The sequence below is a fragment of the Enterobacter sp. V87_3 genome (assembly GCF_029967835.1).
GTDB lineage: Bacteria > Pseudomonadota > Gammaproteobacteria > Enterobacterales > Enterobacteriaceae > Enterobacter > Enterobacter cancerogenus.
In genome coordinates, this window is sequence record NZ_JASCAM010000029.1 from 82033 (window position 1) to 107476 (window position 25444).

Consider the following 25444-nt stretch of genomic DNA (forward strand, 5'->3'; position numbering starts at 1 on the left):
TGTACAGTTGCCTGAATGTGTTCGCGGGTCAAGTCAACCCTGCAGTAAACCAAGCCCGTCAATCAGTGCGCCGCGCCACCATGCGTAATCGTGACCCCCGGTATATATTGCGCAATGGCTGTCGACGCCCGCGGTAAGCAACTGCTGATGCAGTTGCTGAACGTGCGGTACCGTCGAACCTTCCAGCGATCCCACGCACAGGCGGATGCGCACGCCCTGCGGCGGGGCAGAAAGCAGATGTTCGCTCACCCATGACGTATCGGTTTCGCTGAACACGTTTGGCCGGCTGGCACCCTCTGGCGTCCACCACATTGAAGGGGAGTGGCTGAGCGCCAGACCGAACGTTTCCGGTGCGTGACGAGCGGCCATGAGCGCGCTGACCCCGCCAAGGCTTTGTCCGGCCAGCACGGTGCGCGAACGGTCTGCCCACTGCTGCTGTGGGTGTTCAGCGCGGATCGTCGGCAACAACTGGCCGGCGATATCCTTTATCAGCTCGCTGCGCCCGCCGAGTATCGCAGTTCGCTCGTGTTCATCGATATTGTCGATACCAAGTACAGCCACGGGCACGATGCGTCCGTTGTTGATGGCGGCGTCAATTGCCGCGCATACGCCAAGGTGATCGAACCAGGTTTCACCATCGGGCAGCACCACCAGGCCGAGGGGCTGCGAAACATCAACGTCCGGCAGATAGAGCCGAACCCGGCGCGATTCCCCGGCGATAGTGCGCGCCGAGGTAAGCAATTGCCCGCTGGGTGACCCGCCGCGCCATTCGGACTGGGCGGGGGCTTTATCAAGTGCCAGCACCGACTCCTGTGTGCTTCCCCGAACGTTGATCCCCGGCGTTTTGTTTAGCGGATCGGCGTGCCCGACGAGGGTAGCAAAGCGGCCTCCGGACTGTGCAATCGTCTCGGCCGGGGTGCCGGTGGGGATTTCCACCAGCGAATAGGAGCCGCAGTAGCTTGCGGGTAAACGCAGCGTCAGAGTCCAGATATCCGTTGCGGGAAGGGCGGTCATCATCCCTTTCGCCACGTGCTCTTTATCCGTCACCCGATTCAGACGCAGATAAACGCCCTGCAGAGGGTGCCTGGCGCGCCACAGAAATGTCACATCACGCTCGTCTTTCGCTCCGTCGACTGGCGTCACCAGCGGTACATTCAGTGACTCAGCGTCTCGCCAGAAGTCAGAAAGGTTAGCAATGTGGCCTGCTGCCAGCTGACTGCGCAGCCTGACGATAGCAGAGGGATGTTGTTGCATGTTCAGCATTCACTCTCTTTGAATATGAAGGGTGTCAGTATAAATAGCTAAAGCGGCTATTCCGGGAACAGCCGCTTCAGCGCGTGTTTTTTAATGTCTTGCGCGTGCAATCACTCTTCCACGATTTCCCCCGTGATGTCGTGCTGGCGATGGGGAACAGCGCTGCCGACGCTGTCATGCCACAAGCGGGTATAGAGACCGCCGGCCGCTAACAGCTGTTCGTGGGTGCCGTATTCCGCAAGCTGCCCCTTATCGATAACGGCAATCAGATCGCAGCGCTGCGCGGTGGTCAGACGGTGCGCCACAATCAGCGCCAGGTGCTTCCCGGCGTGCGCGACGTCTGTTAAGGATGACATCAATCGCTCTTCGGATGTGCGATCAAGGCGTGACGTGGCTTCATCGAGCAGCAGGATGTGAGCATTCGCCAGTTGTGCGCGGGCCAGCGCAATCAGCTGGCGCTGACCTGCGGACAGATCGGCACCGCCGTTATTCACCGGTGTCCGGAATCCCTGCGGCAGATTGCGCACCGTCTCATACAGCCCTGCCCGCTGAGAGGCAATCTCAACGTCCTCATTGGTACTGGATGGCCGTGAGTAACGAATGTTTTCCGCAATATCACCACTAAACAACGCCACATCCTGATCGACCAGCCCAATCTGGCGACGGTAATCGGCAAGCGAGGCATCATCAATCATCCGATCGCCAATGCTGATCCTGCCGTGGGTGGGGGAATACAATCCGGCGATCAGCTTAATCAGCGTTGACTTACCCGCACCGCTGCGACCAACGACCGCGACGACCCTTCCCTCAGGGATTGTCAGGGTAAGTTTGTTCAGCGCGGGTTCAGGACTGTCGGGATAACTGAACGTGACCTCATCAAGATGCAGCGCGCCGGTGGCGGGCGGTGCGGAAGAGGGCTCGATGTTCTCTATGCCTTCGGTCGCCAGCAGTTCATTGATATGTTTGCCGCTGGCCGTCGCCTGCTGCCAGGCGTCGACAATTCCTGATAACTGCTGCACTGGCCCATAGAATTGCCCCAGCAGCAGGAAGAAAGCCGCCAGCACCCCGGCGGTCATTTCGCCTTCGGCGACCCGCGATGCTCCCACCAGAAGAACGGCGGCATAGGAGGCCTCGGTGCAGAAGGTCAGGAACGGGAAATAGACGGCAAGGTATTTTTGCGCACGTACGCGGGTCGCACGGAACCGATCCGATAACGCGCGCAGCCGGGCGGCTTCCTGTTCCTGCTGGCCATGCGATTGCACAACGCGCAAGCCGGAGACTTTTTCCTGCAGGGTGCTGTTGACTTTGCCTATTTCCAGCCGCGCCTGCGCATAAGCAGGGGAGCTGAGGCGGCGATAAATCCAGGTTGCCAGTGCGACCACGGGCACCGCGCTTAATGCCGTCAGCGCCAGGAGCGGGTCGAGCCAGAACATGGCGGCGGCGATGGCGAACATCGTCACCAGGCTGGTGGCTGCACCGGCAAGGCCGTTTTGCAGAAAGCGGGCGAGCGAGTCCACATCTACGGTCATGCGGGTCAGACGCGAATCGACATGCTTTTCATGCCAGGGGAGACCAAGACGCAGCATATGGCCGAAGCTGCGCAAGCGCACCGTATGCTGGACTGACTCTGCCGCTCTGGCGGCGAAGACAGTCTGTAGTGAATAACAGCACCAGCTCACGGCCACCAGGCACAGGGCGAGCAGGGCACAAAGGCCGATAGTCGACATATCGCCTGTGGCAACGCCGGAGTCAATGCCGCGCTGCAGCAATATCAGTACCCCGACGCCTGCCGCCGAATCGAGGGCGATCAGCAGGGCGGCGATGACGAACATCCACGCCACGGGCTTCAGCAGCGACGTGACTTTGCGGCCTTTACCGGCCAGCGCCTGCTGTACTGCCTTTTCCGGCACGCGCGTCATACGGGCGACAAAGCCTTTATCCCCCGTCTGCGCCGCATCGTCTTGCGCCGCTGGTACGGTCGGCCACAATCCGTTAGGCCCACTGTGGGAAGGCGCGAGGAAATCGCCGTCGCCGGTCATCAGCGCGCGGAACGCCGGACAGCGCGCTTCAAGTTCTGCCTGGGTTCCGGTGTCCACCACCCGGCCCTTATCCAGCACCACAATCCGGCTGGCTAACTGAAGCGTCGAGCGGCGTCGGGCAATCACCAGCAGCATATGCTTTTCGTCAGCATAGCGACTCAGCGCGGTGTTGATCTCCGCTTCAGTACCGGCATCGACCGCCGAGGTGGTGTCATCGAGGATCAACACTTCCGGCGCGGTAATGAGCGCCCGCGCCAGCGCGATTCGCTGCCTCTGTCCGCCGGAAAGATTCGTACCGCGTTCGGTTAATGGGGTATCGAAGCCTTTCGGCAGGGCGTTGATAAAATCGCTGGCTCCTGCTGCCCTCGCCGCGAGGCGAATGTCGTCCGCCGTTGCCTGAGGGTGCCCGTAGGCGATATTTTCTGCCACCGTACCGGCAAACAGAAAAGCATCCTCAAACACAACGCCTACCCGACGACGAAGCGCCTCCAGCCTGAGATCGCGGAGGTTCTGTCGGCCTGCGCTGGTGTTGAGCCATATCTCTCCGGCGCTGGGATCGTAAAAACGCGCCAGCAGCATCAGCAGCGTGGATTTCCCGGAACCCGATGCGCCCACTACCGCCACGGTTTCACCGGCGTGCAGGGAAAAGGAGACATCGCTGAGGATGCGTCTGCCGCCACGGTAGTCGAAGCTCATATTCTCCAGTTGCAGCCCGATAACCTGGCCGTTAACCGCCTCCGTCCCGTCTTCCATCTGCGAACGGGTGTCGATCAGAGCAAACACGCGCTCCACGGACGCCTGGGTGCGCTGGGCGATAACCAGAAACGATGCCAGTACGCGGGTTGGCCCGGTCAGCATCGCGAGGAAGCTGGCAAACGCTACGAAGGTGCCGAGATCGATGCGCCCGTGCATGACTGACCAGCCGCCGTAGCACAGCAGGACGATTTGCCCGAGCACCGGCAGCGCCAGCATGGTGGCACCTGGCATCGCCTGCGAGATGGCCGCGCCGATGCGTACCCGCACCATCTGCCGCGACTGGCGATCCAGCCAGCGCGTTTCACGCAGCTCCGCCACGCAGGATTTTACCACTGAGATCTGCGCCAGCACCTCGCGCATATGTTCGGTGAGATTGGCCAGTCGGTCCGAAGCCAGCCCGGTTTGTGCGAAGACCCGGCGACGCGCGCGCAGCGCAGTGATAGCCAGGCATGCCAGTACGCACACGACGATGAGCGTCATGGCGGGTGACATCCACAGCATCACGGCAATGCCGGCAATGTAATAAGTGAACACCGCCAGCGGCACCGGACACATCTGCAGCAGGGTATGCACCTGCTGCAGATCGCTGTTGGTCCGTGAAATCACCTGCCCGGTGCGCAGTGCGTCCTGGCCTGCGCCGTCAAGTTTTTGAATACTGTCGAATGCCCGTCCTCGCAGGGTGTGCTGCACCCAGAGCGAAAGCTCCCCGGCATAACCGCGGCGCACGTAGTTACCGATGAAATCAAAAAAGGCGATCAGCAATAGCCCGCAGGCCAGCCACGGCAGACGAGTCGGATTGCCCGCCAGCGCGTCGTTCACCGCTTGCCTTGTCAGCAACGGCGTCAGCGCGGCCAGCAGAATGGTCGAGACCGACGCTACCACCACGATGATGCTAAGTTTCTTACGTTCCCAGCACACGCGCGCCAGGCGAACTATCCAGGACCGCGCAGGTGTGGGAGAGTGAGTCGCAGGCATTAAGCCTCCTCCGTCTGTAAACAATAGGATCCGAGTTGGATCGCTGTGCAAAAAAACGCCAGGCCGATTCGGTCCCGCATTGTTACGGGCGTATGATTCCTGGATGCGTGCTGGCGTATGATCGTCATGACGGCGCAGTGGTTACCCTTTCTGTATCCTCGCGATCAGGCTTTTCGCCACCTCGCTTGGACAGGGTTGCGCTGCCATTTCCGCCGCTACCTCTTCAGAGGCGTCGCGAAGCGCGCGATTGTCGAGGAAAGCATTGATCATGCTGCTCGACAGGCCGTCGTCGCCGGGGATGATCCCGCAGCCGCGTTCGACAACAGCGCGGGCATTGACTGGGCGATCGGCACCCTGGCCGAAGACGATCTGTGGAATACCGGCGTGCAGCGCCGTCAGGGTATTGCCCGCGCCACCATGATGAATGAAGCCATCTGCGCCGTTCAGGAAGGCTCCCATGGGTATCCAGTCGACCAGGCGAACATTTGACGGCAGAGAGCGCAGATCCGACCGCGCATTGGCCGAAAGATGCAGGATGATCTCGGCATCGACTTCACTGGCGGAATCCATCACCCAGGCGATCAGGTCAAGACCGTCGACCATCGGTTTGACGGTACCGAGACTCACCAGCAGACGTTTACGGTCGGGCGTCCTCTCCCACCACGGTTCCCACACCGCGCCGCCGTTGTACGGGACGTACTGCATGGGAATAATGGGTTCGCCGTCGTTTTCAAGAATGCTCATGCTCGGTGGTGTTACGTCGATCCAGGCCATATCGCGCGGTGCGGCCGCAACGCCGTGGCGATGATAGGCGTCCGCGAGCGAACGCGTTACGCCTTTGATATGCCAGGGCGTATGGCCGAAGCCGACGGTTTGCATTACGACCGGTATATCGTATTTGGCGGCAATCAGAGGCCCGATGACGCCGAGCGGCGGGTAGATGATGAGATCGGGCCGCCAGTGTCCGGCAAACTCCACCAGGTGATCGGCCATCTCTTCGCTGAAGAATGAGAAGTTGCCCATTTTTGTGCCGATGTTACTTTCTTTTCGCTGTGCCTCGCGGCGGCGATAGTCAGCTTCAGAATCAAAACCGGGTGCGGCGTCAAATACCACCAGCCCCGCTTCTGCCGCTTTTTGGGCGAATTTTCCTCCGCTGGCGATCAGCACTTCATGGCCGTTAACGCGAAACGCCTGTGCCAGAGACAGCACAGGATACAGCAGCCCATAGAGAGGCGGGCCTACAAACAAAATACGCATGAGAAAATCCCTCTCCGCTTGACGAACTAAATCAGGAAGTCGACGCAGTCATATGCCAGCAGCAGGACGTTAATTTTCGTTAAGCCTGCTTTGACAGACGCCGCGTCCTTTTTGAGTTTCACCAGCCTTACGGACGGTCCTGTCGGTGACTATTCCGTGACGTAGGCGGGTGAATCGGGAATTCCTTGTCCCGGCTTCCATTAACGCTTACGCGCCGTTGTCCTGTTGAACAGCCCAAACGGCGTCGTGCTGCTACGCCGCGGTGTTCTGATGCATTTGTTGAGTGTGAGACCGGTCAACAAACCTGGAGAGGCTTGTTTCCTGATACCTCTGTATACCTTGCCAGATAAACCACCAATGCAAATGCTAATGATAATAATTACTATTATCATGTTTAGGTTGCAACTATAATTAAGCACTTAATGCACAATGAATCGATTATGGGAAAAATCGCAGGTGGGGCTCAGCAAAAGGGGAATCTGTGGATTCAGGCACAAAATCCCACTCTTGCGGCGGTTTACAGGCGGACCGGGTGATTCTGTGTAATTGATGGCGGGGGTCTACGATGACGCTACTTCACCAAATAGCGCGGTGTTTACTTCCCGTAAATACTGGCGATGTTACTATGATGCCTGATTCACTGCTGTTTATCGTTATGGAAAACCTGCGTAATGCTAACAAAATTCCCTCCCCGACGCGTATTGACCTGTGCTGCGGCTCTGCTAATTATTTTTAGCATCGCCTTGTTTTTCTTCCTGAGAAGCCCCGAGGTCCCTGAGTATGTTACCGCTCCAGTACGCATCGGCGATATTGAAAACGCCGTACTTGCTACCGGTCGAATTGATGCGATTGAGCGGGTCAACGTTGGGGCACAGGTTTCTGGTCAGGTTAAGTCGCTGAAAGTGAAGTTAGGCGATCGTGTCACTAAAGGACAGCTCATCGCTGAAATTGATGACGTGCCGCAGCGTAATGATTTACGCAACGCAGAAGCTGCTCTCAACGTGGTAAAAGCGGACCTTCAGGCTAAGCAGGCGCAGTTGAAGCAAGCCTCATTGCGTTTTAAGCGCCAGCGCCAGATGCTAAATGAGGATGCCAGCTCGAGGGAAGATTTCGAAACGGCTGAAACCACGCTTGCCAGTACCCGCGCTGAGTTATCGGCACTGAACGCCAAACTCGTCCAGGCGCAAATTGATGTCGACAAGAAAAAGGTCGATTTGGGTTATACAAAAGTTGTTGCTCCCATGGACGGCATTGTTATTGCCGTTGTCACCCAACAGGGCCAAACGGTTAACTCCAGCCAAAGTGCGCCGACCATTATCAAACTCGCCCGTCTGGACGTGATGACAATTAAAGCCCAGATCTCTGAGGCGGATATCACGCGAATTTCACCGGGACAGAAAGCCAGATTCACCATTTTCTCTGAGCCGGATAAGCATTATGACGCCACGTTACGTACCGTTGAACTGGCCCCTGAGTCGGTTATGAAAGATGATAGCCTGGCCAGCAGTAGCTCATCCTCGGGGTCAGGCACGTCAAATGCTTCGGTGTACTACAACGCGCTGCTGGATGTTCCCAATCCAGAAAATCGGCTGCGAATTGCCATGACAGCACAGGTGACCTTGCTGGCTGGAGAAGCTAAAAATACGTTACTGGTGCCGATTCAGGCTGTGCACAAAGTGAGTGGCAACAAGCAGCAGGTGCAGATAGTGACCAGTGATAACCGGCTGGAAACCCGTGAGGTCAAAACCGGCATTACTAACAGTGTGGATATCCAGATCCTGGACGGTGTAAAAGCCGGGGAACATGTTGTGTTATCGCAGCCGGGTGAAAAAGCACCCGGGGAAGGGTTTGTATCTTGAGTAATATCATAGAACTCAAGGGCATCAGCCGCACCTACCGGAACGGTGGACAGGATCTCACCGTGCTTAAAGGGATTGATTTGACTATCGCTGCCGGGGAGATGGTCGCGATCATCGGTGCCTCCGGTTCCGGTAAGTCAACCCTGATGAATATTATGGGCTGTCTCGATGTTCCTGATTGTGGCGACTACTATATCAGCGGTCAAAATGCCGCCCAGCTTTCACCTGACGATCTGGCAAGGATCCGCCGTGAGCACATCGGTTTTATCTTCCAGCGTTATCATTTAATGCCCGACCTGAGCGCGTTAAGTAACGTTGAAATTCCAGCGATTTATGCCAATAGCGAGCGCGAAAAGCGCCGTCTGCGCGCGGCGACATTGCTTGGAAGACTCGGGCTGGAAGGTCGTGAACATCATAAGCCGGGAGAGCTTTCAGGCGGCCAGCAGCAGCGTGTAAGTATCGCCCGCTCGCTGATCAACGGCGGTGAAATCATTCTGGCGGATGAACCCACCGGCGCGCTGGATACGCAGTCCGGTCAGGAGGTACTGTCAATACTCAGTGAACTGAATCAGCGTGGCCATACCGTGGTTATGGTGACACATGATATGAAGGTAGCGCAGCATGCTAACCGTATTATAGAGCTGCGTGACGGTGAAATTATTTCTGATACCGGCAGTCGTGTTACCTCCGGGGTTGCCCTTAAACGACCTGACAGCGTTCAGCAAAGCTGGTGGCAAAGTATTGTTGATCGTACCCGTGAATCCCTGCACATGGCGTTAAAAGCGATGAATGCGCATCGCCTGCGCACGACGTTAACCATGACGGGCATTATTTTTGGTATCGCCGCGGTTGTTACGGTGGTGGCGCTGGGTGAAGGCGCGAAACAGCGAACCCTTGATAATATCAAGGAGCTTGGAACCAACGTGGTGAGCATCTACCCGGGAAGGGATTTCTTTGACGACAGCACCGAAGCCATTCGTACACTGGTCCCGGCAGACGCCGAAGCATTAGCAAAGCAGGGGTTTGTTGACAGCGTCAGCCCCGAAGTTAACGCTTCCGACAACATTCGCTTTCTGGGTAAATCCGCTACCGCCACGATCAACGGCGTTGGGCGCGATCATTTTCGCGTAAACGGTATTGAACTGTTGCAGGGATCAACTTTCCAGGACGATCGAAATGCCTCGCAGGAAGTCATCATTGATGAAAACGCCCGCAAGGCGTTATTTGACGATGCGGGACTCAAGGCACTTGGGCAAATCGTTTTTCTGGGTTCCGTGCCTGCACGGGTTGTCGGCATCGCCAAAGGGAACAGCCGAAGCTATGCGCCTAATCGCATTAACGTCTGGATGCCTTACAGCACGGTGATGTATCGAATGACAGGAAAACCGGTGTTGACCAGCATCAGCGTAAGGCTTAAGGATGATGTTGCCAACGAGGCAGCGGTCAGCGCTATTTCTCAGCTTCTTACTCAACGCCACGGCGTGAAAGACTTCCAGCTTTATAATTTTGAGCAGATTCGACAATCAATCGAGCGGACCTCAATGACCTTTAGCATCCTGATTCTGATGGTGGCCTGCATCTCGCTGATGATCGGCAGTATTGGGGTGATGAATATCATGCTGGTGTCGGTCACGGAACGGACCCATGAGATTGGCGTGCGAATGGCGGTCGGTGCGCGTCAGGGCGATATCATGCAGCAGTTTATGATTGAGGCTGTGCTGGTATGTCTGATAGGCGGAGTGTTAGGTATTGCACTGTCGTATGCTGCCGGAGCGCTGTTCACCGCGCTGGCAGGGGGCCTTTTCACCGCCATTTATTCGTGGCAGGCCGCTGCTGCCGCATTCTTCTGCTCAACGTTAATCGGCATGATCTTTGGTTATCTCCCTGCCCGCAAGGCAGCAAGGATGGATCCGGTCGTTTCACTGGCCAGCGAGTAACCCATGAAAATATTATCCCCTTTAACGGTATGCCTTACTGTCCTGCTTAGTGCTGGCTGCGCCGACTCTCTGAAAAGCGACTATCAGCCTCCTGAGGTGAAGTACCCTGCCAACTGGTATCAGGCGGATGCTGCGGAGGAGAGGATGCCGTTCGACTGGCAGGCCTTTAATGATCCAGACCTCGACGGCTGGCTGCGGCAGGTGATGGTGCGCAATAACGATGTCGCGGGAGCGGTATTGCGTGTGTATCGCGCCCGCCTGGACGAAGAGCGGATTGGCATCGCAAACGATCCGGGACTCAAAGGTTCGCTCGCGCTTGACGGTAAAAAACAGCTGAACAGCTCAGCCAACTGGAGCAGGGGCAGCGTTGCCAGTATTAATACCAGCTATGAGCTGGATCTGTGGGGCAAAATAGCGCGGCAGCGCGATGCGAAGGCGTGGGCACGTTTTGCCTCGGAAGAGGATCTGCGTTCTGCCCGACTGACGCTGCTTTCAAATGCCAGTAATAATTACTGGCGCTTAGGCTTTATTAACCAGCAGCTGTCTGTCCTGCAACAAAGCATCGACTATGCAAAAGAGACGCTGCGCCTGGCTAACGCGCGTTATGCCGCGGGTGGTGCCTCCTCTCTGGATGTTGTGGATGCTCAGCAGGGCGTGCTTTCGCAGGAAAACAGGCTGGCGGCGTTGAAGAATGAACGTTTACAGGCGCTCAATCAGCAAGCCGTTTTGCTTGGAACCGCGCCGGGCAGCGCGATAGTCGAACCGAAAGCGTTACCAGTGGGACCACTGCCGCAGGTCAGTGGAAAGATCCCGGTCAACGTGCTGCGGCATCGACCCGATATCAGCGCTAAAGAGTGGCGGGTACGGGAAGCATTGGCCACCGTTGATGTCCAGCGTACTGCATTTTATCCAGCGTTTAGTCTGACCGGCTCGCTTGGCACCAGCAGCAGCAGCCTTATGGCCTTCCTGGAAAATCCTGTAGGCTCTGTTGGAGCAAACCTGACCCTTCCGTTCCTGGAATGGAGAGAAAGGGGCATGGACGTGAAGATTGCCCGCAACGACTACGAGCAACGGGTTCTGGAGTTTAAACAGGAACTTTACAAGGCGATGAGTAGCATAGAAGATGCGCTTGCTTTGCGTCATCAACTCCTGGAACAGGAGACGCTTCTACGTGAAGGCCTGGAACTGGCGAAAAAATCAGAGAGGCTAAACGAAGTTCGCTACCGCCAGGGCGCGGTGCGAATTTCTTTCTGGCTTGATGCTCAGGAGAAACGCCGTCAGGCCGAACTGGCACTGTATGAAAATCGCTTTAACCAGTTAACTAATCTGGCAAAAATCTATATGGAGTTCGGCGGTTCGGTATCTTTCCCCTGAAGTGCGCAGACTCATTACGTCTGGCAGCAAAAGGACTTGCTGCCACGGCGCAGTTCGCAAGGCATCCCTCGTCATTATTCAAACCCATCTCACAAAAATCGTTCCTCCCCTTTGATCGAAATTTCATCTCCGGCTATATGACTAGTCATATCATTTAAATGACTAGTCATATAGGAGGCGACCATGAATCAATCACTGCCAGCAAACTTCTTGTGGGGCAACTCGGTGTCGAGCATGCAGACGGAAGGGGCATGGAACGAGGGCGGAAAGGGGATGTCGGTGTACGACATTCGCGAAGCCGGTGAAAATATCTCTGACTGGAAAGTGGCGACCGACTCTTACCACCGTTACCGGGAAGACTTTGATTTGATGCAGGATCTGGGCATGAACTGCTACCGCTTTCAGATCTCCTGGAGCCGCGTCTGCCCGCAGGGTGACGGCGACTTTAACGACGAGGGTATCGCCTTTTACGACCGCTTTATCGATGATTTGATCGCCCGCGGCATTGAGCCGATGGTCTGCCTCTACCACTTCGATATGCCGCTGGCGCTGGCGCAGGAGTACAACGGATTTAACGATCGTCGCGTCGTGGAGGCGTTTATCCGCTACGGCAAAAAGATGATCGACTGCTACGGCGACCGGGTGAAGTACTGGCTGACCTTTAACGAGCAGAATATTTTCCACATGCCGATAGCCTTCCGCATCTCCGGCTATATGAAAGGGGAGGAAACCCTGCGCGAGCTGTACGAAGTGCAGCATCACACCATGGTGGCGCACATGGCGCTGACCGAGTATCTGCACCAGTCCCGGCCAGGCCAGCTGATGGGCGGCATGCTGGCGCACCAGCTGATCTACCCCGCAACCTGCAAGCCGCGCGATATCTTCTGCGCCCAGCAGTACGACGAATTCCTCAACCAGAACCTGCTGCGTGTCTTTGCCGGCCAGGGCTACAGCCCGGCGGTGATGGCGGTAGTGGAGCAGCAGGGCTTTGGCGATATCTACCGCGCCGAGGATCTGGCGCTGTTCGCCCGCACCAAAAACGATTTTATGGCCTTCAGCTATTACGCCAGTAAAACGCTGGACAGCGACGCGATCCCGGAAGGTACGCCGGTTAACTATTACCTGCAGCACGGTGAAAAGAACAACCCATATCTCAAGGCAACGGAATGGAACTGGCAGATCGACCCTATGGGCTTTCGCACCATCATCACCCGCTACGCCAACGACTGGCGCATGCCGGTGTTCCCGATTGAAAACGGCATTGGCGTCATTGAGTCCTGGGACGGCGTGAACCCGATTGAGGACACGTATCGCATCGACTATCACCGGGCGCACATCGAGGCGATGAAGGCGGCGATGTTTGAGGATGGCGCCGAGGTGATGGGCTATCTCGGCTGGGGGTTAATTGACATCCTCAGCTCGCAGGGCGATATGCGCAAACGCTACGGCGTGGTGTATGTCAACCGTGAAAACCACGACCTGAAAGACCTCAAGCGCGTGCCGAAGAAAAGCTACGCGTGGCTGAAACAGGTCATCCATACCAACGGACGCGAGATGTAAGCCGTACGCTGCCAGGCCGTTTTTGTGACTGATTGATGGAAAATATCCGCTATGTCTGAAGCAAAAATAACACCGCATATGCAGTCTTTTGTCGACAAATTTGTAGAGTTCTCGGCGCGCCTGGCAAACCAGGTGCACCTGCGCTCGTTGCGCGATGCCTTCGCCACGGTGATGCCGATTTTCATCCTCGCCGGGCTGGCGGTGCTGGTGAATAACGTGGTGTTTCCGTGGATCTTTGAAGGCGACACGTTGGCGCAGTTCAAGGTGTGGGGCGAGGCGATAATCAACGGTACGCTGAATATCGCCGCGCTGCTGCTGGCCCCGATGATTGCCTGGGCGCTGGCGCGTAACAAAGATTTCGACAATCCGGTCTCGGCAGTGGTTATCGCCGTCAGCAGCTTTATCATCATGATGCCGATGCAGCTCTCGCTCACGCCTGCAGGCAGCCAGACGGCGGTCAACGTTACCCAGGTACTGTCGTTTGGCAATATTGGCAGCACCGGGATTTTCGCCGGGGTGCTGATTGGCCTGCTGTCGACGGAAATCTTTATCGCCATTTCGCGCCTTAAGGCGCTGCACATTTCTCTGGGGGAAAATGTCCCACCTGCGGTGAGCAAATCCTTTACCGCGCTGATCCCGACGATCATTACGCTCTCTCTGTTTGCCGTGCTGGCCGCCGTGCTGGCGAATGTCCTGCACACGGATCTGATCCACCTCATTACCACCTTTATCCAGCAGCCGCTGCGCCTGATTAACACCAGCCTGCCGGGGACGATTTTTATCTACAGCTTCGGCAACTTCCTCTTCACGCTGGGTATTCACCAGTCGGTGGTCAACAGCGTGATTCTGGAACCGTTCCTGCTGATTAACACTAACGAGAACATGCTGGCCTTTGCTAACGGTCAGCCGATCCCGCATATCATCAACAACATCTTTGTCCCGACCTTTGGCATGATCGGCGGTACGGGCAGCACCATTTCGCTGCTGATCGCCATTTTCATCTTCTCGCGGCAAAAATCGGCGAAGCAGGTGGCCCGTCTGTCTCTGGCGCCCGGCCTGTTTAATATCAACGAGCCGGTTATCTTCGGCCTGCCGATTGTCTTTAACCTGCCGCTGATGATCCCGTTTGTTCTTCTGCCCGCCATCGGCATCTATTTCGCCTGGCTCTGCACCACCCTGGGGTTGATGTCGCGCTGCGTGGTGATGATCCCCTGGACCACGCCGCCGATCCTCAGCGCCTGGCTGGCAACAGCGGGGGACTGGCGTGCCGTGGTCGTGCAGTTGGCAATCATGACATTTGGTGTATTCTTCTACCTGCCTTTCCTCAAAATAGCCGAGAGAGTGGCGTTGAAAAACAGCGGGATAGAAAACTAAACAGAAGGACAGGACGATGGCGGCGAAGTACATCACCATAGCGCGGGAAATCAAGAAACGCATTATCAGCCAGCAGTACGCCGCCAATGAACCGCTGCCGGACCAGTTCGCGCTGGCGGCGGAGTTCAGCACCAGCCGGATGACCATTCAGCAGGCGATGCGCCAGCTGATTGTCGAAGGGCTGGTCTACACCCGTCAGGGGCAGGGGACGTTTATCCGCAAAAACTTCCTCCAGCTTTCGCAGTGGGATCTCTCTGGCAGCGACTACTTTGGCGCAACCAAAACCTGGGCACACCTTGGCACGGTGAGCAGCCAGGTGGTGCATTTTGAACTGCGCTTCCCCAACGAGAAAGAGCAGGCCTCGCTGATGATTAACGGCGATGCGCCGGTCTATGATTTTATCCGCCTGCGTCTGCTGAACGGCGAGCCGATGTCGCTGGATTCCACGGTCATGCCGCTGAACCTGGTGCCGGGGTTAAACAAGAGCCATCTTGAAAGTTCGGTGTTCCAGTATGTGCAGGAGACGCTCGGGCTGAAAATCATGGGGTCGTATCGGGTGGTGCGGGCGTTGAAGCCCAACGAACTGGATATGCAGCACCTGGTCTGCGAGCAAACCGACCCTGTGCTGGAGGTAGAGCAGGTGATCTATCTTGAAGACGGTACGCCGCTGGAGTACGCCCACTGCCACTATCGGTACGACCACGGCGGGATTGTTATCGTCAATAACGGATAAAAAAAAGCGGGCCTCGAGGCCCGCTTTTTTATGCGTGTTGCTATCAGTTCAGACGCACCGGCATACCGGAACGGTTCTGGATCGCCTGATCGACAACGGTCGTGTCCACATCGGCCTGAGAGGTCACGGCCTGTACCGCGCTGGTCAGGGTAATTGGCACGATTTCGTTGTTGTTGATCTGGTCTTCGCTGGTGGAGAGCGGGTTGTGCACCTCAATGTAACGGCTGCCGTCTGGCTCCGACGTCGCTTTCACCGGTTCATTAATGAACTGCACGCGCGTACCCACCGGCACGTTGTCGAACAGGAATTTGATGTCGTCGTTACGCAGACGCACGCAGCCGTGGCTGACGCGCAGGCCGATACCGAAGTTAGCGTTGGTACCGTGGATAGCGTACAGACGGCCAATATACAGCGCATACAGACCCATCGGGTTATCCGGGCCGGCAGGGACGACGGCTGGCAGCGGCTCACCGGCAGCGATGTATTCCGCGTGCATTTTGGCGGTTGGCGTCCAGGTTGGGCCGGCTTTCTTACGCTCAACTTTGGTGGTCCAGTTCAGCGGGGTGTCTTTACCGAGCTGGCCGATACCGATTGGCAGCACGATCACGGTGTTGGTGCCTTTCGGGTAGTAGTACAGACGCATTTCCGCGCTGTTGATCACGATGCCTTCATGAACGGTATCAGGCAGGATCAGCTGCTGAGGAATGTTCAGTACGGTGCCCGCTTTTGGCAGGTACGGGTCGACGCCCGGGTTGGCTTCCAGCATGTTAGACAGACCAAGCTGGTATTGCGCAGCGTAGTATTCCAGCGGCTGGGTGTTGCCCTCTTCAACGGTGACAACCTGGTTTTGACCTACCAGACGGCTTCCGTCTGTCGGCAAGGGATAAGTCACCGCAGAGGCGGTTTTGCAAAAACCTACGACGGCTAACGCTGCCGCAAAAAGCGTTGTTAATTTCATGTTCATGTTTTGCGAGGTATCTAAGCCATTCCGGCGATGAGTTGATAAGTCTGAATCTGTGATGGGAGCGCATTATATGTGCATTCCTGCTCACTGGGAATTCAGATGTGTACGAAATCACATTTTTTTCGAATTTGTTAAAGTTTAGTGCATTGCTGCAACACGGGATCTCAATTCGGAATTGTGGCATAATGCCGCGTTTATCACACTTTTCGCAGGAATCTCTCCGTGTTAGTTACCAGCAACGTCACTATGCAGTTTGGCAGTAAGCCGCTGTTCGAAAATATTTCCGTCAAATTTGGCGGCGGCAACCGTTACGGCCTGATTGGTGCCAACGGTAGCGGAAAATCCACCTTTATGAAGATCCTCGGCGGTGATTTGGAGCCGACGCTCGGCAACGTGTCGCTCGATCCTAACGAGCGTATCGGTAAGCTGCGTCAGGACCAGTTCGCCTTCGAAGAGTTCACCGTGCTCGACACGGTGATCATGGGACACGGAGAGCTGTGGGAAGTGAAGCAGGAGCGCGATCGCATCTACGCCCTGGCCGAAATGAGCGAAGAAGACGGCTATAAAGTGGCCGATCTCGAAGTGCTGTACGGTGAAATGGACGGCTACTCAGCCGAAGCGCGCGCGGGCGAGCTGCTGCTGGGCGTCGGTATTCCGGTTGAACAGCACTACGGCCCGATGAGCGAAGTCGCGCCGGGCTGGAAGCTGCGTGTGCTGCTGGCGCAGGCGCTGTTCTCAAATCCTGACATCCTGCTGCTCGATGAACCGACGAACAACCTGGACATCGATACCATTCGCTGGCTGGAGCAGACGCTGAACGACCGCGACAGCACCATGATCATCATCTCGCACGACCGTCACTTCCTGAACATGGTTTGTACCCACATGGCGGATCTGGATTACGGCGAGCTGCGCGTTTACCCGGGCAACTACGACGAATACATGACCGCGGCAACCCAGGCGCGTGAACGTCTGCTGGCTGATAACGCCAAGAAGAAAGCGCAGATCGCTGACCTGCAGTCCTTCGTCAGCCGCTTTAGCGCCAACGCCTCAAAATCGCGTCAGGCAACCTCGCGTGCCCGTCAGATTGACAAGATCAAGCTCGACGAAGTCAAAGCGTCAAGCCGTCAGAACCCGTTCATCCGCTTCGAGCAGGACAAGAAACTGTTCCGTAATGCGCTGGAAGTGGAAGCCCTGGCAAAAGGTTTTGAAAGCGGTCCGCTGTTTAAAAACTTCAACCTGCTGCTGGAAGTGGGCGAGAAGATTGCCATCCTCGGTGCCAACGGCGTGGGTAAATCCACCCTGCTGAAAACGCTGGTGGGCGAACTGCAGCCGGACAACGGTACCGTGAAGTGGTCCGAAAACGCGCAGATCGGTTACTACGCGCAGGACCACGAGTACGAGTTCGAAAACGACCTGACGGTCTTCGACTGGATGAGCCAGTGGAAGCAGGAAGGCGATGACGAGCAGGCGGTGCGCAGTATTCTGGGGCGTCTGCTGTTCAGCCAGGACGACATCAAAAAGCCTGCCAAAGTGCTCTCCGGTGGTGAAAAAGGCCGCATGCTGTTCGGCAAACTGATGATGGAAAAACCGAATATCCTGGTGATGGATGAACCTACCAACCACCTGGACATGGAATCTATCGAATCGCTGAACATGGCGCTGGAGATGTATCAGGGTACGCTGATCTTCGTCTCTCACGACCGTGAGTTCGTGAGCTCCCTGGCGACCCGCGTGATTGAGATTACGCCAGAGCGCGTGGTGGACTTCACCGGTAACTACGAAGATTACCTGCGTAGCAAAGGTATCGACGGCTAAAAAAAGCCGGGTGGCGGCTTCGCCTTACCCGGCCTACATTCTGTTCCCTCTCCCCGTGGGAGAGGGTTAGGGTGAGGGTATCAGGCCGCACTACACCTCCCACTCACCCCCTTCAACACCATTCACCCGCAGCGTACGTTTTTCCCCCGCCGGTAACGACACCTTCAGCACCTTCCACGCCGGACGATAGTCGCCGCGTGCCGCGATATTCAGATGAATGCTCGCCCCGTCGCACACCATCTGCCACTCAACCCACAGCGCATTGCCCTGCTGGTAGCCCCAGCTCTCGCCGTCGTCCTCAAACAGCAGGCCCGACGTGGTACCCACGCCTTTCACCGGGAACAGCTTCAGCTCGCGGGTATCGTCTTTTTCAGCACTCACGTGGGTAATGCGCTCGCTCAGCGGCAGACCGGCCCCGGCGCGTACCAGCAGCGGCAGGGTTTCCAGCGGCGCGTCGCGGACGATCCACTGGCCGCCAGAGAACCACTCGTGGGTGTAATAGTCATACCAGCCGGTTACGTTATCCGGCAGCCAGACGCGGCGCTCGCGCTGACCGGCGTCGACAACGCTTGCCACCAGCAGGTCACGACCGAGCAGGAAATCATCGCACTCTTCAAAGGTCTGCGGATCGTGTTCGTGGTCGAGAAAGGTCGGGCGCAGCATCGGCTCGTCGTCCGCATGCGCCTGCCACAGCAGGGTATAGAGATACGGCAGCAGGCGGTAGCGCAGCTCAATCGCGCCGCGAATGGCAGGCGTGACGCCCGGATACATCCACGGCTCGTTAACGGTGCAATCGTCATTCCATGAGTGGATGGTAAAACGCGGATGCATCACGCCGTTCTGCACCCAGCGTACGAACAGTTCGGCATCGGGCTTATCGCCGGAGAAGCCGCCCACGTCGTGACCGACGTTAAACAGTCCGGATAAACTCATGCCCAGCCCCATGCGGATGTTATAGCGCAGTGTGTCCCAGTTGGTGCGGTTATCGCCGCTCCAGGTCTGGACGTAGCGTTGCATCCCGGCGCAGCCGGAGCGGGAGATCAGATACGGGCGTTTTTCCGGGGCAAAGCGCTGCTGCGCTTCCAGCGAGGCGCGCATCATCAGTAGCGGCATCACAGGGCGAATGTGTTTGATGGCAATGTCGTTGCCAAAGCCATGACACCGCGCTTCTCCGTCCCACACTTCATACTCGTTGTTGTCGTTCCAGGTGGAATCGATGCCCATCTCCAGCAGCTGCGTGGTGACGCCGTTCTGCCACCACTGCACCGTCTGCGGGTTGGTGAAGTCGAGGTGCGAGCCTTCATCATCCCAGAAGCTGGAACGTTCTGGTGCATCGGTTTCTGAATCACGAATGAACAGGCCTCTTTCCGCCACCTCGTTATAGCGCGGATGATCCTGCAGCAGGCACGGCTTGATGTTGGCGGCCAGTTTTAACCCGGCGTCATGGAACGCCTGGCTCATCACCTTCGGCTGCGGCACTTTGTCATGGTTCCAGTTAAAGACGTAGCGCTTGCCGTTGATCGAGGTATACCCGGACGAAAGCTGGAACGAGTCGCACGGAATAGCGTGCTCCTCACACAGGCGGATAAAGTTCATCAGTTGGTTTTGCGCGTCCGGCGCGTCGGTGTAGTGCATGGTTGACCCGCTGTAGCCCAGGCTCCATTTCGGGCCAAACAGCGTTTTACCGGTCAGACGCACAAAGGCTTTGGTGACGTCCAGCACCCGCTTACCGGTGAAAATGTAGTAATCGATATCGCCTGCTTCCGCCTGCCAGCGGCGGTAGGCGGTGTGGTAGTTGTCGATCTCGTTGCCCAGATCCAGCCAGCAGCTGCTCAGGTTGTCGTAAAACAGGCCGTAACTTACGTCGTCGCGGCGGGTAAGGGTGAACGGAATATGCTTGTACAGCGGGTCGGTGCTGACGGCGTTATAGCCCATCGCGTCGAGGTTGCGCATCTCGTAGCGTTTACCGTTGCGCTGCAGATCGCCCGCTTTTTCTCCCAGCCCGTAGAAGCGCTCGTCCTTGCGGCGGGTCAGGTAGTGCGCCACGCCGTCGCCGTGCGCGTTAAGCAGGTAGGCGCTGGTCGGACGGTCACTGACCAGTGGGTTCCATTGGCCGTCGTCACTGCGGTAATGCCACTCCAGCCACAGCGGCTGGTGCACGGTGACGCGCAGTTTGTCGGTGGCCATCGTCAGCACACCGTCTTGCTGCGAAAGCGTCCAGCAGGGGCAGGTGAAGCCGCTCAGATCGTCGCGGTGGCGGCCTTCCCACGGTACGTCTTTCTCCGGCGCGATGCTCCAGGTGCGGTCCAGCGCCAGCTCGCCTTTGCGTTTAATCAGCACGCGGAACAGGTTCTCTTCCAGCACGTACAGGCACAGGCGGTGCTGATTATCGACCAGCAGTTCCAGATGGTTCGCCGACTGCGTATCGACGGTCCAGTTTTTCAGGGTTTTCATATGCAATACATCCACTATCAGGCGCGCGTGGCGCGACGTTCAGCAATAAATGCCACCAGGAAAACAGCGCCAATCAGGTCAAAGAAACCCATGGCAATGAACAGCGGGTTAAAGCCAATTTTGTCGGCGGTCACCCCAATCAAAAGTGAGAACAGGAAGCTGGCGATCCACGCCGCCGAGCCGCGCATGCCGTTGACGGTCGCCATCTGGCCTTTGTCGAACGACTCCACGACCAGTGCGCTCAGCATGCAGGAGATAATCTGGTGCCCGAAGCCGCCGATGGAGATCAGCGCGATGGTGATATACGGGTCACGGGTTATCGCCACGACGGCGAGCGAGATCATCAGGAATGCGCCGGTTACGGAGCTTGCGACCACGGCGTTCACGCGTGAGCAGCCAAACAGGCGGGTGTACAGCCGGGTAAGGTAACCGCTCGCCACGCTGCCGAGATCTGCTGCCAGGAAGGGGAGCCAGGCGAACATCGCAATCTGCTTCAGGTCCATCCCGTGCTGTTTGGCGAGGTACAGTGGCACCCAGAAGCTCAGTACCGCCCAGGCAGGCTCGGCCATAAAGGCCGGAATGGCGATACCGTAAAAGCGTTTGTTCTTCGACACGGTTTTCAGTGCGGTGAGGAAGGGGAGTGTGACCGGCGGTGGCTCGTTATCCTGTTTGATAAACGCCAGCTCCTCGCTGCTGAGGTTCGGGTGCTGCTCCGGGTTGTGGTAGAACGCCCACCATAAAATCACCCACAGCAGCGCCAGCACGCCGGTAAACATAAACGCGCCCTGCCAGCCGAACGAGGCATGGGCAAAGTAGATGATGGGCGGGGCCAGCATTGCGCCGACCGAGAAGCCCACGCCCGCCCAGCCAGCCGCGACAGGACGTTCCGATTTCGGGAACCATTCGCCAATGGTTTTGGCGTTCGCGGGGGTGGCGGCCGCTTCTGAGGCGCCCATAAAGAAGCGCAGGATCGCCAGATGCAGCCAGCTTCCGGCCCCGGCATGAAAAATACACATCAGCGCCCACAGACCGGCGCACACCATAAAGCCAATCTTCAGGCCGATAACGTCAATCAGCCAGCCACACAGGGGCTGAAAAAGGGTGTAGGCAATCTGGAACGCCCCGACGATCCAGGAGTACTGTTCGGTGGTGATCCCCAGGCTCTCTTTTAGCTCGGGCGCGAGGATCCCCAGCGAGTTACGGGTGATGTAGTTAACGGTCACGCCCAGTAAAAACAGGACCAGAACGTACCAGCGCAGGTTCTTAATCACGCGGCGGGTTTTGCTTGCCGCAAGGGGTGTATTGATGTCCTGACTCATTTTGATCTCCACAAGACGGACGGCAGGATAGAGAAAGTAAGTTGTCACACACTTTTTTATATTTCGCTGAATGGTAACGGTTTTATGGATTAAACCTGTTATACCAATTCGATGCGTTTTGTGTGATAACTGCACAGTAGGGGAGAAAGTTGCTGGACAACAGGGGATTTTATGCAAAACTTTTCATGATCCTTTGTGATTGATCGTTCGTGGCCTGTGAAGCTAAGTTATTGAGCATTGGCGGCGATATGAAAAAATTTTCATGACACAACCGGAGCCAGATCACAAAATGGATAAAAGGTTAAAAATCACTCAAATCGCTGAGCGCACGCAGCTCTCGATCAGCACCGTTTCGCGCGTGCTGGCGGGCAAAGCCAACACCAGCGAACGTGCGCGGGCGAAAGTGCTGGCCTGCGCGCGGGAGCTGGGCGTGATGGACGGTCTGGCAGCGGGCCGTCTGCTGCTCAATAGCCTGGTGATTTTTGCCCCCCAGCGGGCGTTCGACGAGCGGTCCGATATCTTTTACTACCGCGTGATCCAGAGCATCAGCAAAGGGCTGGCCTCGCACGAGGTGCGTCTGCGCTACTGCGCGCTGGAGGAAAACGACGGCGACGCTCAGCTGTTTCTGACGCGCATGAACGAGCCGGATACCCAGGCGGCGATCCTGCTGGGTATCGACGATCCGCACATTCACGATCTGGCGGTCGACGTGGGCAAACCGTGCATGCTTATCAACTGCCGTGACCGGCATACGCGCTTGCCTGCCGTTGCGCCGGATCACCGTGCGATTGGCGAAAGAGCGGCGGAGTACCTGTTCGAGATGGGGCATCGTGAGGTGATGACCGTGCTCTGTCTGCGGCGCTATACCATGGAGCTGCGTCTGTCGGGGATCCGCGATGCGTGGCGCACGCATAATCTGAGCTTCGACGACAAACGCGATCTGCTGGAGGTGCAAAGCTTCAGTGCCAAAGAGACCGAGCGCGCGTTCAGCGAATGGCTCGGGCAGCGGCAGGGAAAAGAGCTGCCCACGGCGTTTCTGGTAGGCGGCGATTTTATGGCGGCGGGTGCCATCAGTGCGCTGCAAAATCACGGGCTGCGGGTTCCGCAGGATGTTTCGGTGATGAGCATCGACGGCTTTAATCTGGCGGCGATTCAGGACGTGCCGTTAACCGCAGTCCACGTCCCGCGCGATGAGCTGGGCGTGGAGGCGGTGCACATGCTCCAGCAGCGGTTGATGCGCCCGGACGCCCCGGTCGGCACGCTATTGCTCAACGGCACGCTGACGGTAAGGGAGTCGGTACGGCGGATACGTCAGGGCAAGCGACGCACCGCCGTCGAGCGGGAAGGGCTGTACGACGACTAGGCCATGCCCAGCGCCCGTTTGCCGTGGATGTTCAGGTCGTCCAGGGTAAAGCGATCCTGCCACGTCTGTTCGTAATCCTCGCGCGGGAAATCGCCCGGCGACGCGCCGGTGTCGAGCGCGGCTTTGACCTTCTTCGCGTAGGCGAGGTTTTTCTCGCACATCGGCGCGGCGGGGATATACATCACGTTGCCCCAGCCCTGCTGGTTTTCAACCGGTGCAACGGAGTGGATCACGTCGCAGTGCCACCAGACGGAATCTCCGGCTTCCAGCGCCGGAATGCTGGTCAGCGCCTCGATAAGCAGCGGGTGCCACTTCTCTGAAACCGGCAGTACGCGTCCCGGCGCGACGCCGCACAGTTCGTCCTCAGGGACATCGTCCAGCAGCGGACGCAGCAGAATATAGGCCATCGCTTCCGGGATCGGCACCACGTGCAGCAGACCCTGACCGGGGATCATGTCCGACAGCGCCGTCCAGCCCTGGAAGGTGCGGAACACTGAACATTTGGTGGTGTTATCCACGGTGTATTCTTCCACCTCGGTACGGTGCGCGGCGTTCCACGGATCGTATTGATCGACGTTGCCGTCAAACACCCGCGCGAAGACCTGCTGATAGGCCGGAAGCAGCCAGCGTTCCAGCGCGCCGGAATCGGTGTGTGCGCCCAATCCTTTCGAGGTGGTTCCCGGCGGGCGGCGGCGAATGCGGTCCGGATAAATTACGCTAACGTCCGGGTCGAACCACCGTTTGCCGTTGCTCTCGAATGTCCATAAACGGTTCAGGAACGACTGTACCTGGGCCATCTCCTCGCTCTGGCGCGCCTGCATTTGCGCCTGCGACCAGTAGATCGGGTAAATCTCCGGGCGAGAGGCCGTCAGGGTCCCGAAGAAGTTATCGCCCGGCCCTTTATACACCTCGTCAAAGTGGTTGAGATCGAGGTAATCGAGCATCGACTTATCCCACGCCAGCGCCTGCTCGCGCGGGAAATGACCTTTGATCACCGCACAGCCGCGACGCTTTACCGCGTCGCGCTGTTCCGCAGTTATCGTGCCGTTTTTGACATCCGCAAACGGGATCACCGGCCAGACGCTTTCGCCTTTATTCTTCAGCGCGTTAATTTCCGCCACGCGGGTGGCAATCTTGTCGCTGAGCTTGTCGAACACCGCCTGAACGTCACCGATCTGTGCGCGTAACTCGCGTTTCAACTGACGAATCGCCGCTTTGTGATCCGCAGGCAAAATTTCACTGGTAAACGTCATTACTGCCTCGCATCTTTCATTCGAAAGTAAAGTTATCTACAAGTGATACTTTAAGTTAAAAATAAGTTAATGCAAGTTTAAAAACTTGACCTGTGCCACAGGATGGGAAACGCGTGCGGTGCCGGAGCGATGCCCCGGCAGGAGAAGGATCAGATGTCGAACGGGGAGTGAGCGTCGAGCACGGCCTGAATAACGTTCAGCGCGCCCTGATGGTTGTTATCGTCGGTGCTGTAGCGGCTAATGTCCTTGATGCTTTCAGCCGCGTTGCCCATGGCAAAGGAGTACTTCACCAGCTTCAGCATTTCCGCGTCGTTGCCGCTGTCGCCGATACCCACGCACGCCTGCGGGGAGATTTTCCAGCGCTTCAGCAGGCGGCTGATGCCGTTGGCTTTATGCAGGCCGGGAATGATCAAATCGACGAACCCGAAACCGCTGGTGACGGGTTTCATGATGCCGTCAAGTGACACGTGCAGTTTGTCGACAAGATTCGGGATATCGCTGTCCGGCAGGTTGAGGGAGAACTTGAACAGCACGTCGTCGATTTCACGGTAGTCGCCGATGCGCTTCAGACGATGGTAGTGCTTTGACATCAGCGCCACAAACGCCTCGGGGGCGCGATCGCTCACGTAGGCGCTTTCCAGCCCGCAGGCGACAAAGTTCAGCCCTTTATCTTTCAGCAGTTCGCCGATGACGATTTGCGCCTCGTGGCGGGTCAGCTCGCCGTGGAAAATCTGTTCGCCATGATCGAACACCAGCGCACCGTTCTCCGCCACAAAGGAGATCTGATTTTTCAGCTCCGGGAAGAAGGAGATTAGCTGGTAGTACTGGTTGCCGCTGGCAACAACAAATTCAATATCACGGGCCTTAAGCTGTTCGAATTGTGCCTGAAAGCGGTCGCGGTCGTACTGCTTGGCGTCATCCAGGAAAGTACCGTCCATATCGGTGACGATAACTTTTACGGTCATACTGTGCTCCAGAGTCACTTCGTTTTGAAACATTCTAATAACAAGGTGACGGGGAGCACAAATTTAATTTCGAATGAAAGTAAAACAAAACGGCAACCGAGGCTGCCGCTGAGTGGTTTCTCCCTCTCCCCGTGGGAGAGGGCCGGGGTGAGGGCATCTGCGAGCGCATTTCCCCCTCACCCTAACCCTC

The 25444-nt window shown here is 57.2% G+C and carries 16 protein-coding genes; 8 read left to right on the top strand and 8 right to left on the bottom strand.

Features of this window, described 5'->3' with window-relative positions; translation table 11 throughout:
- Positions 1–33: 33 nt before the first annotated feature.
- From QLG21_RS17925 to iroB, 3 genes are all read right to left on the bottom strand, one after another.
- On the bottom strand, positions 34–1263 hold the full coding sequence (locus tag QLG21_RS17925; protein ID WP_137849010.1) for an esterase family protein: 1230 nt from the start codon (positions 1261–1263) through the stop codon (positions 34–36).
- Between the two features lie 101 nt (positions 1264–1364).
- Positions 1365–5024, bottom strand: coding sequence for a salmochelin/enterobactin export ABC transporter IroC (iroC, locus tag QLG21_RS17930; RefSeq protein ID WP_282484908.1), 3660 nt, complete (start codon positions 5022–5024; stop codon positions 1365–1367).
- Between the two features lie 141 nt (positions 5025–5165).
- Positions 5166–6281: a salmochelin biosynthesis C-glycosyltransferase IroB gene (gene iroB, locus QLG21_RS17935; RefSeq protein ID WP_137849008.1), complete on the bottom strand. Its 1116-nt coding sequence runs from the start codon at positions 6279–6281 to the stop codon at positions 5166–5168.
- 671 nt (positions 6282–6952) lie between these two features.
- Between iroB and QLG21_RS17940 the strand changes: the two genes are divergently transcribed.
- The 6 genes from QLG21_RS17940 to QLG21_RS17965 all read left to right on the top strand — a co-directional run bounded on the left by QLG21_RS17940 (position 6953) and on the right by QLG21_RS17965 (position 15118).
- The gene (locus tag QLG21_RS17940) at positions 6953–8140 is read left to right on the top strand and encodes an efflux RND transporter periplasmic adaptor subunit (RefSeq protein WP_137849007.1); all 1188 of its coding nucleotides are present in this window, start codon (positions 6953–6955) and stop codon (positions 8138–8140) included.
- The gene (locus QLG21_RS17945; protein WP_088207623.1) at positions 8137–10077 is read left to right on the top strand and encodes a MacB family efflux pump subunit; all 1941 of its coding nucleotides are present in this window, start codon (positions 8137–8139) and stop codon (positions 10075–10077) included. Before QLG21_RS17940 ends, QLG21_RS17945 begins: the two co-directional genes overlap by 4 nt.
- A 3-nt stretch (positions 10078–10080) precedes the next feature.
- On the top strand, positions 10081–11451 hold the full coding sequence (locus QLG21_RS17950; protein ID WP_282484909.1) for an efflux transporter outer membrane subunit: 1371 nt from the start codon (positions 10081–10083) through the stop codon (positions 11449–11451).
- A 183-nt stretch (positions 11452–11634) separates the two neighbouring features.
- Positions 11635–13011, top strand: a complete 1377-nt coding sequence (locus QLG21_RS17955; protein WP_042321087.1) for a glycoside hydrolase family 1 protein — start codon at positions 11635–11637, stop codon at positions 13009–13011.
- Positions 13012–13062: 51 nt separating this feature from the next.
- Positions 13063–14385 carry a PTS transporter subunit EIIC gene (locus tag QLG21_RS17960; RefSeq protein WP_042321090.1) on the top strand — a complete coding sequence of 441 codons (1323 nt, stop codon included), beginning with the start codon at positions 13063–13065 and terminating at the stop codon, positions 14383–14385.
- Between the two features lie 16 nt (positions 14386–14401).
- Positions 14402–15118, top strand: a complete 717-nt coding sequence (locus tag QLG21_RS17965; protein ID WP_006177325.1) for a GntR family transcriptional regulator — start codon at positions 14402–14404, stop codon at positions 15116–15118.
- Between the two features lie 43 nt (positions 15119–15161).
- On the opposite strand, the gene ldtB is transcribed toward QLG21_RS17965, so the two are convergent.
- Positions 15162–16082 (bottom strand): L,D-transpeptidase, encoded by a 921-nt coding sequence (ldtB, locus tag QLG21_RS17970; RefSeq protein WP_137849004.1) that lies wholly within the window; start codon positions 16080–16082, stop codon positions 15162–15164.
- A gap of 222 nt (positions 16083–16304) precedes the next feature.
- Between ldtB and QLG21_RS17975 the strand changes: the two genes are divergently transcribed.
- Positions 16305–17900, top strand: a complete 1596-nt coding sequence (locus QLG21_RS17975) for an ABC-F family ATPase (protein WP_137849003.1) — start codon at positions 16305–16307, stop codon at positions 17898–17900.
- A gap of 90 nt (positions 17901–17990) precedes the next feature.
- Here the strand turns inward: QLG21_RS17975 and QLG21_RS17980 are convergent, their stop codons facing one another.
- Both QLG21_RS17980 and QLG21_RS17985 read right to left on the bottom strand, forming a co-directional pair.
- Positions 17991–20354: a glycoside hydrolase family 31 protein gene (locus QLG21_RS17980; RefSeq protein WP_137849002.1), complete on the bottom strand. Its 2364-nt coding sequence runs from the start codon at positions 20352–20354 to the stop codon at positions 17991–17993.
- Positions 20355–20371: 17 nt separating this feature from the next.
- Positions 20372–21673, bottom strand: coding sequence for an MFS transporter (locus tag QLG21_RS17985; RefSeq protein WP_137849001.1), 1302 nt, complete (start codon positions 21671–21673; stop codon positions 20372–20374).
- Positions 21674–21962: 289 nt separating this feature from the next.
- Here QLG21_RS17985 and QLG21_RS17990 point away from each other — a divergent pair, with 289 nt between their 5' ends.
- Entirely contained in the window at positions 21963–23036 is a 1074-nt protein-coding gene (locus tag QLG21_RS17990; RefSeq protein ID WP_137849000.1) for a LacI family DNA-binding transcriptional regulator, read from the top strand.
- Here QLG21_RS17990 and QLG21_RS17995 read toward each other — a convergent pair.
- Together QLG21_RS17995 and QLG21_RS18000 are read right to left on the bottom strand one after the other, a co-directional pair.
- Positions 23033–24289 (bottom strand): DUF1479 domain-containing protein, encoded by a 1257-nt coding sequence (locus QLG21_RS17995; protein WP_137848999.1) that lies wholly within the window; start codon positions 24287–24289, stop codon positions 23033–23035. The genes QLG21_RS17990 and QLG21_RS17995 overlap by 4 nt on opposite strands.
- A 149-nt stretch (positions 24290–24438) precedes the next feature.
- Positions 24439–25254, bottom strand: coding sequence for a Cof-type HAD-IIB family hydrolase (locus QLG21_RS18000; RefSeq protein WP_042321105.1), 816 nt, complete (start codon positions 25252–25254; stop codon positions 24439–24441).
- Positions 25255–25444: the final 190 nt, after the last annotated feature.

What these genes read in the sequence shown, in the direction of transcription:
- QLG21_RS17955 (WP_042321087.1), top strand. Translation starts at nt 11,635, where the DNA reads ATGAATCAATCACTGCCAGCAAACTTCTTGTGGGGCAACTCGGTGTCG.
- iroC (WP_282484908.1), bottom strand. Translation starts at nt 5,024, where the DNA reads ATGCCTGCGACTCACTCTCCCACACCTGCGCGGTCCTGGATAGTTCGC.
- QLG21_RS17950 (WP_282484909.1), top strand. Translation starts at nt 10,081, where the DNA reads ATGAAAATATTATCCCCTTTAACGGTATGCCTTACTGTCCTGCTTAGT.
- QLG21_RS17960 (WP_042321090.1), top strand. Translation starts at nt 13,063, where the DNA reads ATGTCTGAAGCAAAAATAACACCGCATATGCAGTCTTTTGTCGACAAA.
- ldtB (WP_137849004.1), bottom strand. Translation starts at nt 16,082, where the DNA reads ATGAACATGAAATTAACAACGCTTTTTGCGGCAGCGTTAGCCGTCGTA.
- QLG21_RS17940 (WP_137849007.1), top strand. Translation starts at nt 6,953, where the DNA reads ATGCTAACAAAATTCCCTCCCCGACGCGTATTGACCTGTGCTGCGGCT.
- QLG21_RS18000 (WP_042321105.1), bottom strand. Translation starts at nt 25,254, where the DNA reads ATGACCGTAAAAGTTATCGTCACCGATATGGACGGTACTTTCCTGGAT.
- QLG21_RS17990 (WP_137849000.1), top strand. Translation starts at nt 21,963, where the DNA reads ATGGATAAAAGGTTAAAAATCACTCAAATCGCTGAGCGCACGCAGCTC.
- iroB (WP_137849008.1), bottom strand. Translation starts at nt 6,281, where the DNA reads ATGCGTATTTTGTTTGTAGGCCCGCCTCTCTATGGGCTGCTGTATCCT.
- QLG21_RS17965 (WP_006177325.1), top strand. Translation starts at nt 14,402, where the DNA reads ATGGCGGCGAAGTACATCACCATAGCGCGGGAAATCAAGAAACGCATT.
- QLG21_RS17925 (WP_137849010.1), bottom strand. Translation starts at nt 1,263, where the DNA reads ATGCTGAACATGCAACAACATCCCTCTGCTATCGTCAGGCTGCGCAGT.
- QLG21_RS17985 (WP_137849001.1), bottom strand. Translation starts at nt 21,673, where the DNA reads ATGAGTCAGGACATCAATACACCCCTTGCGGCAAGCAAAACCCGCCGC.
- QLG21_RS17995 (WP_137848999.1), bottom strand. Translation starts at nt 24,289, where the DNA reads ATGACGTTTACCAGTGAAATTTTGCCTGCGGATCACAAAGCGGCGATT.
- QLG21_RS17980 (WP_137849002.1), bottom strand. Translation starts at nt 20,354, where the DNA reads ATGAAAACCCTGAAAAACTGGACCGTCGATACGCAGTCGGCGAACCAT.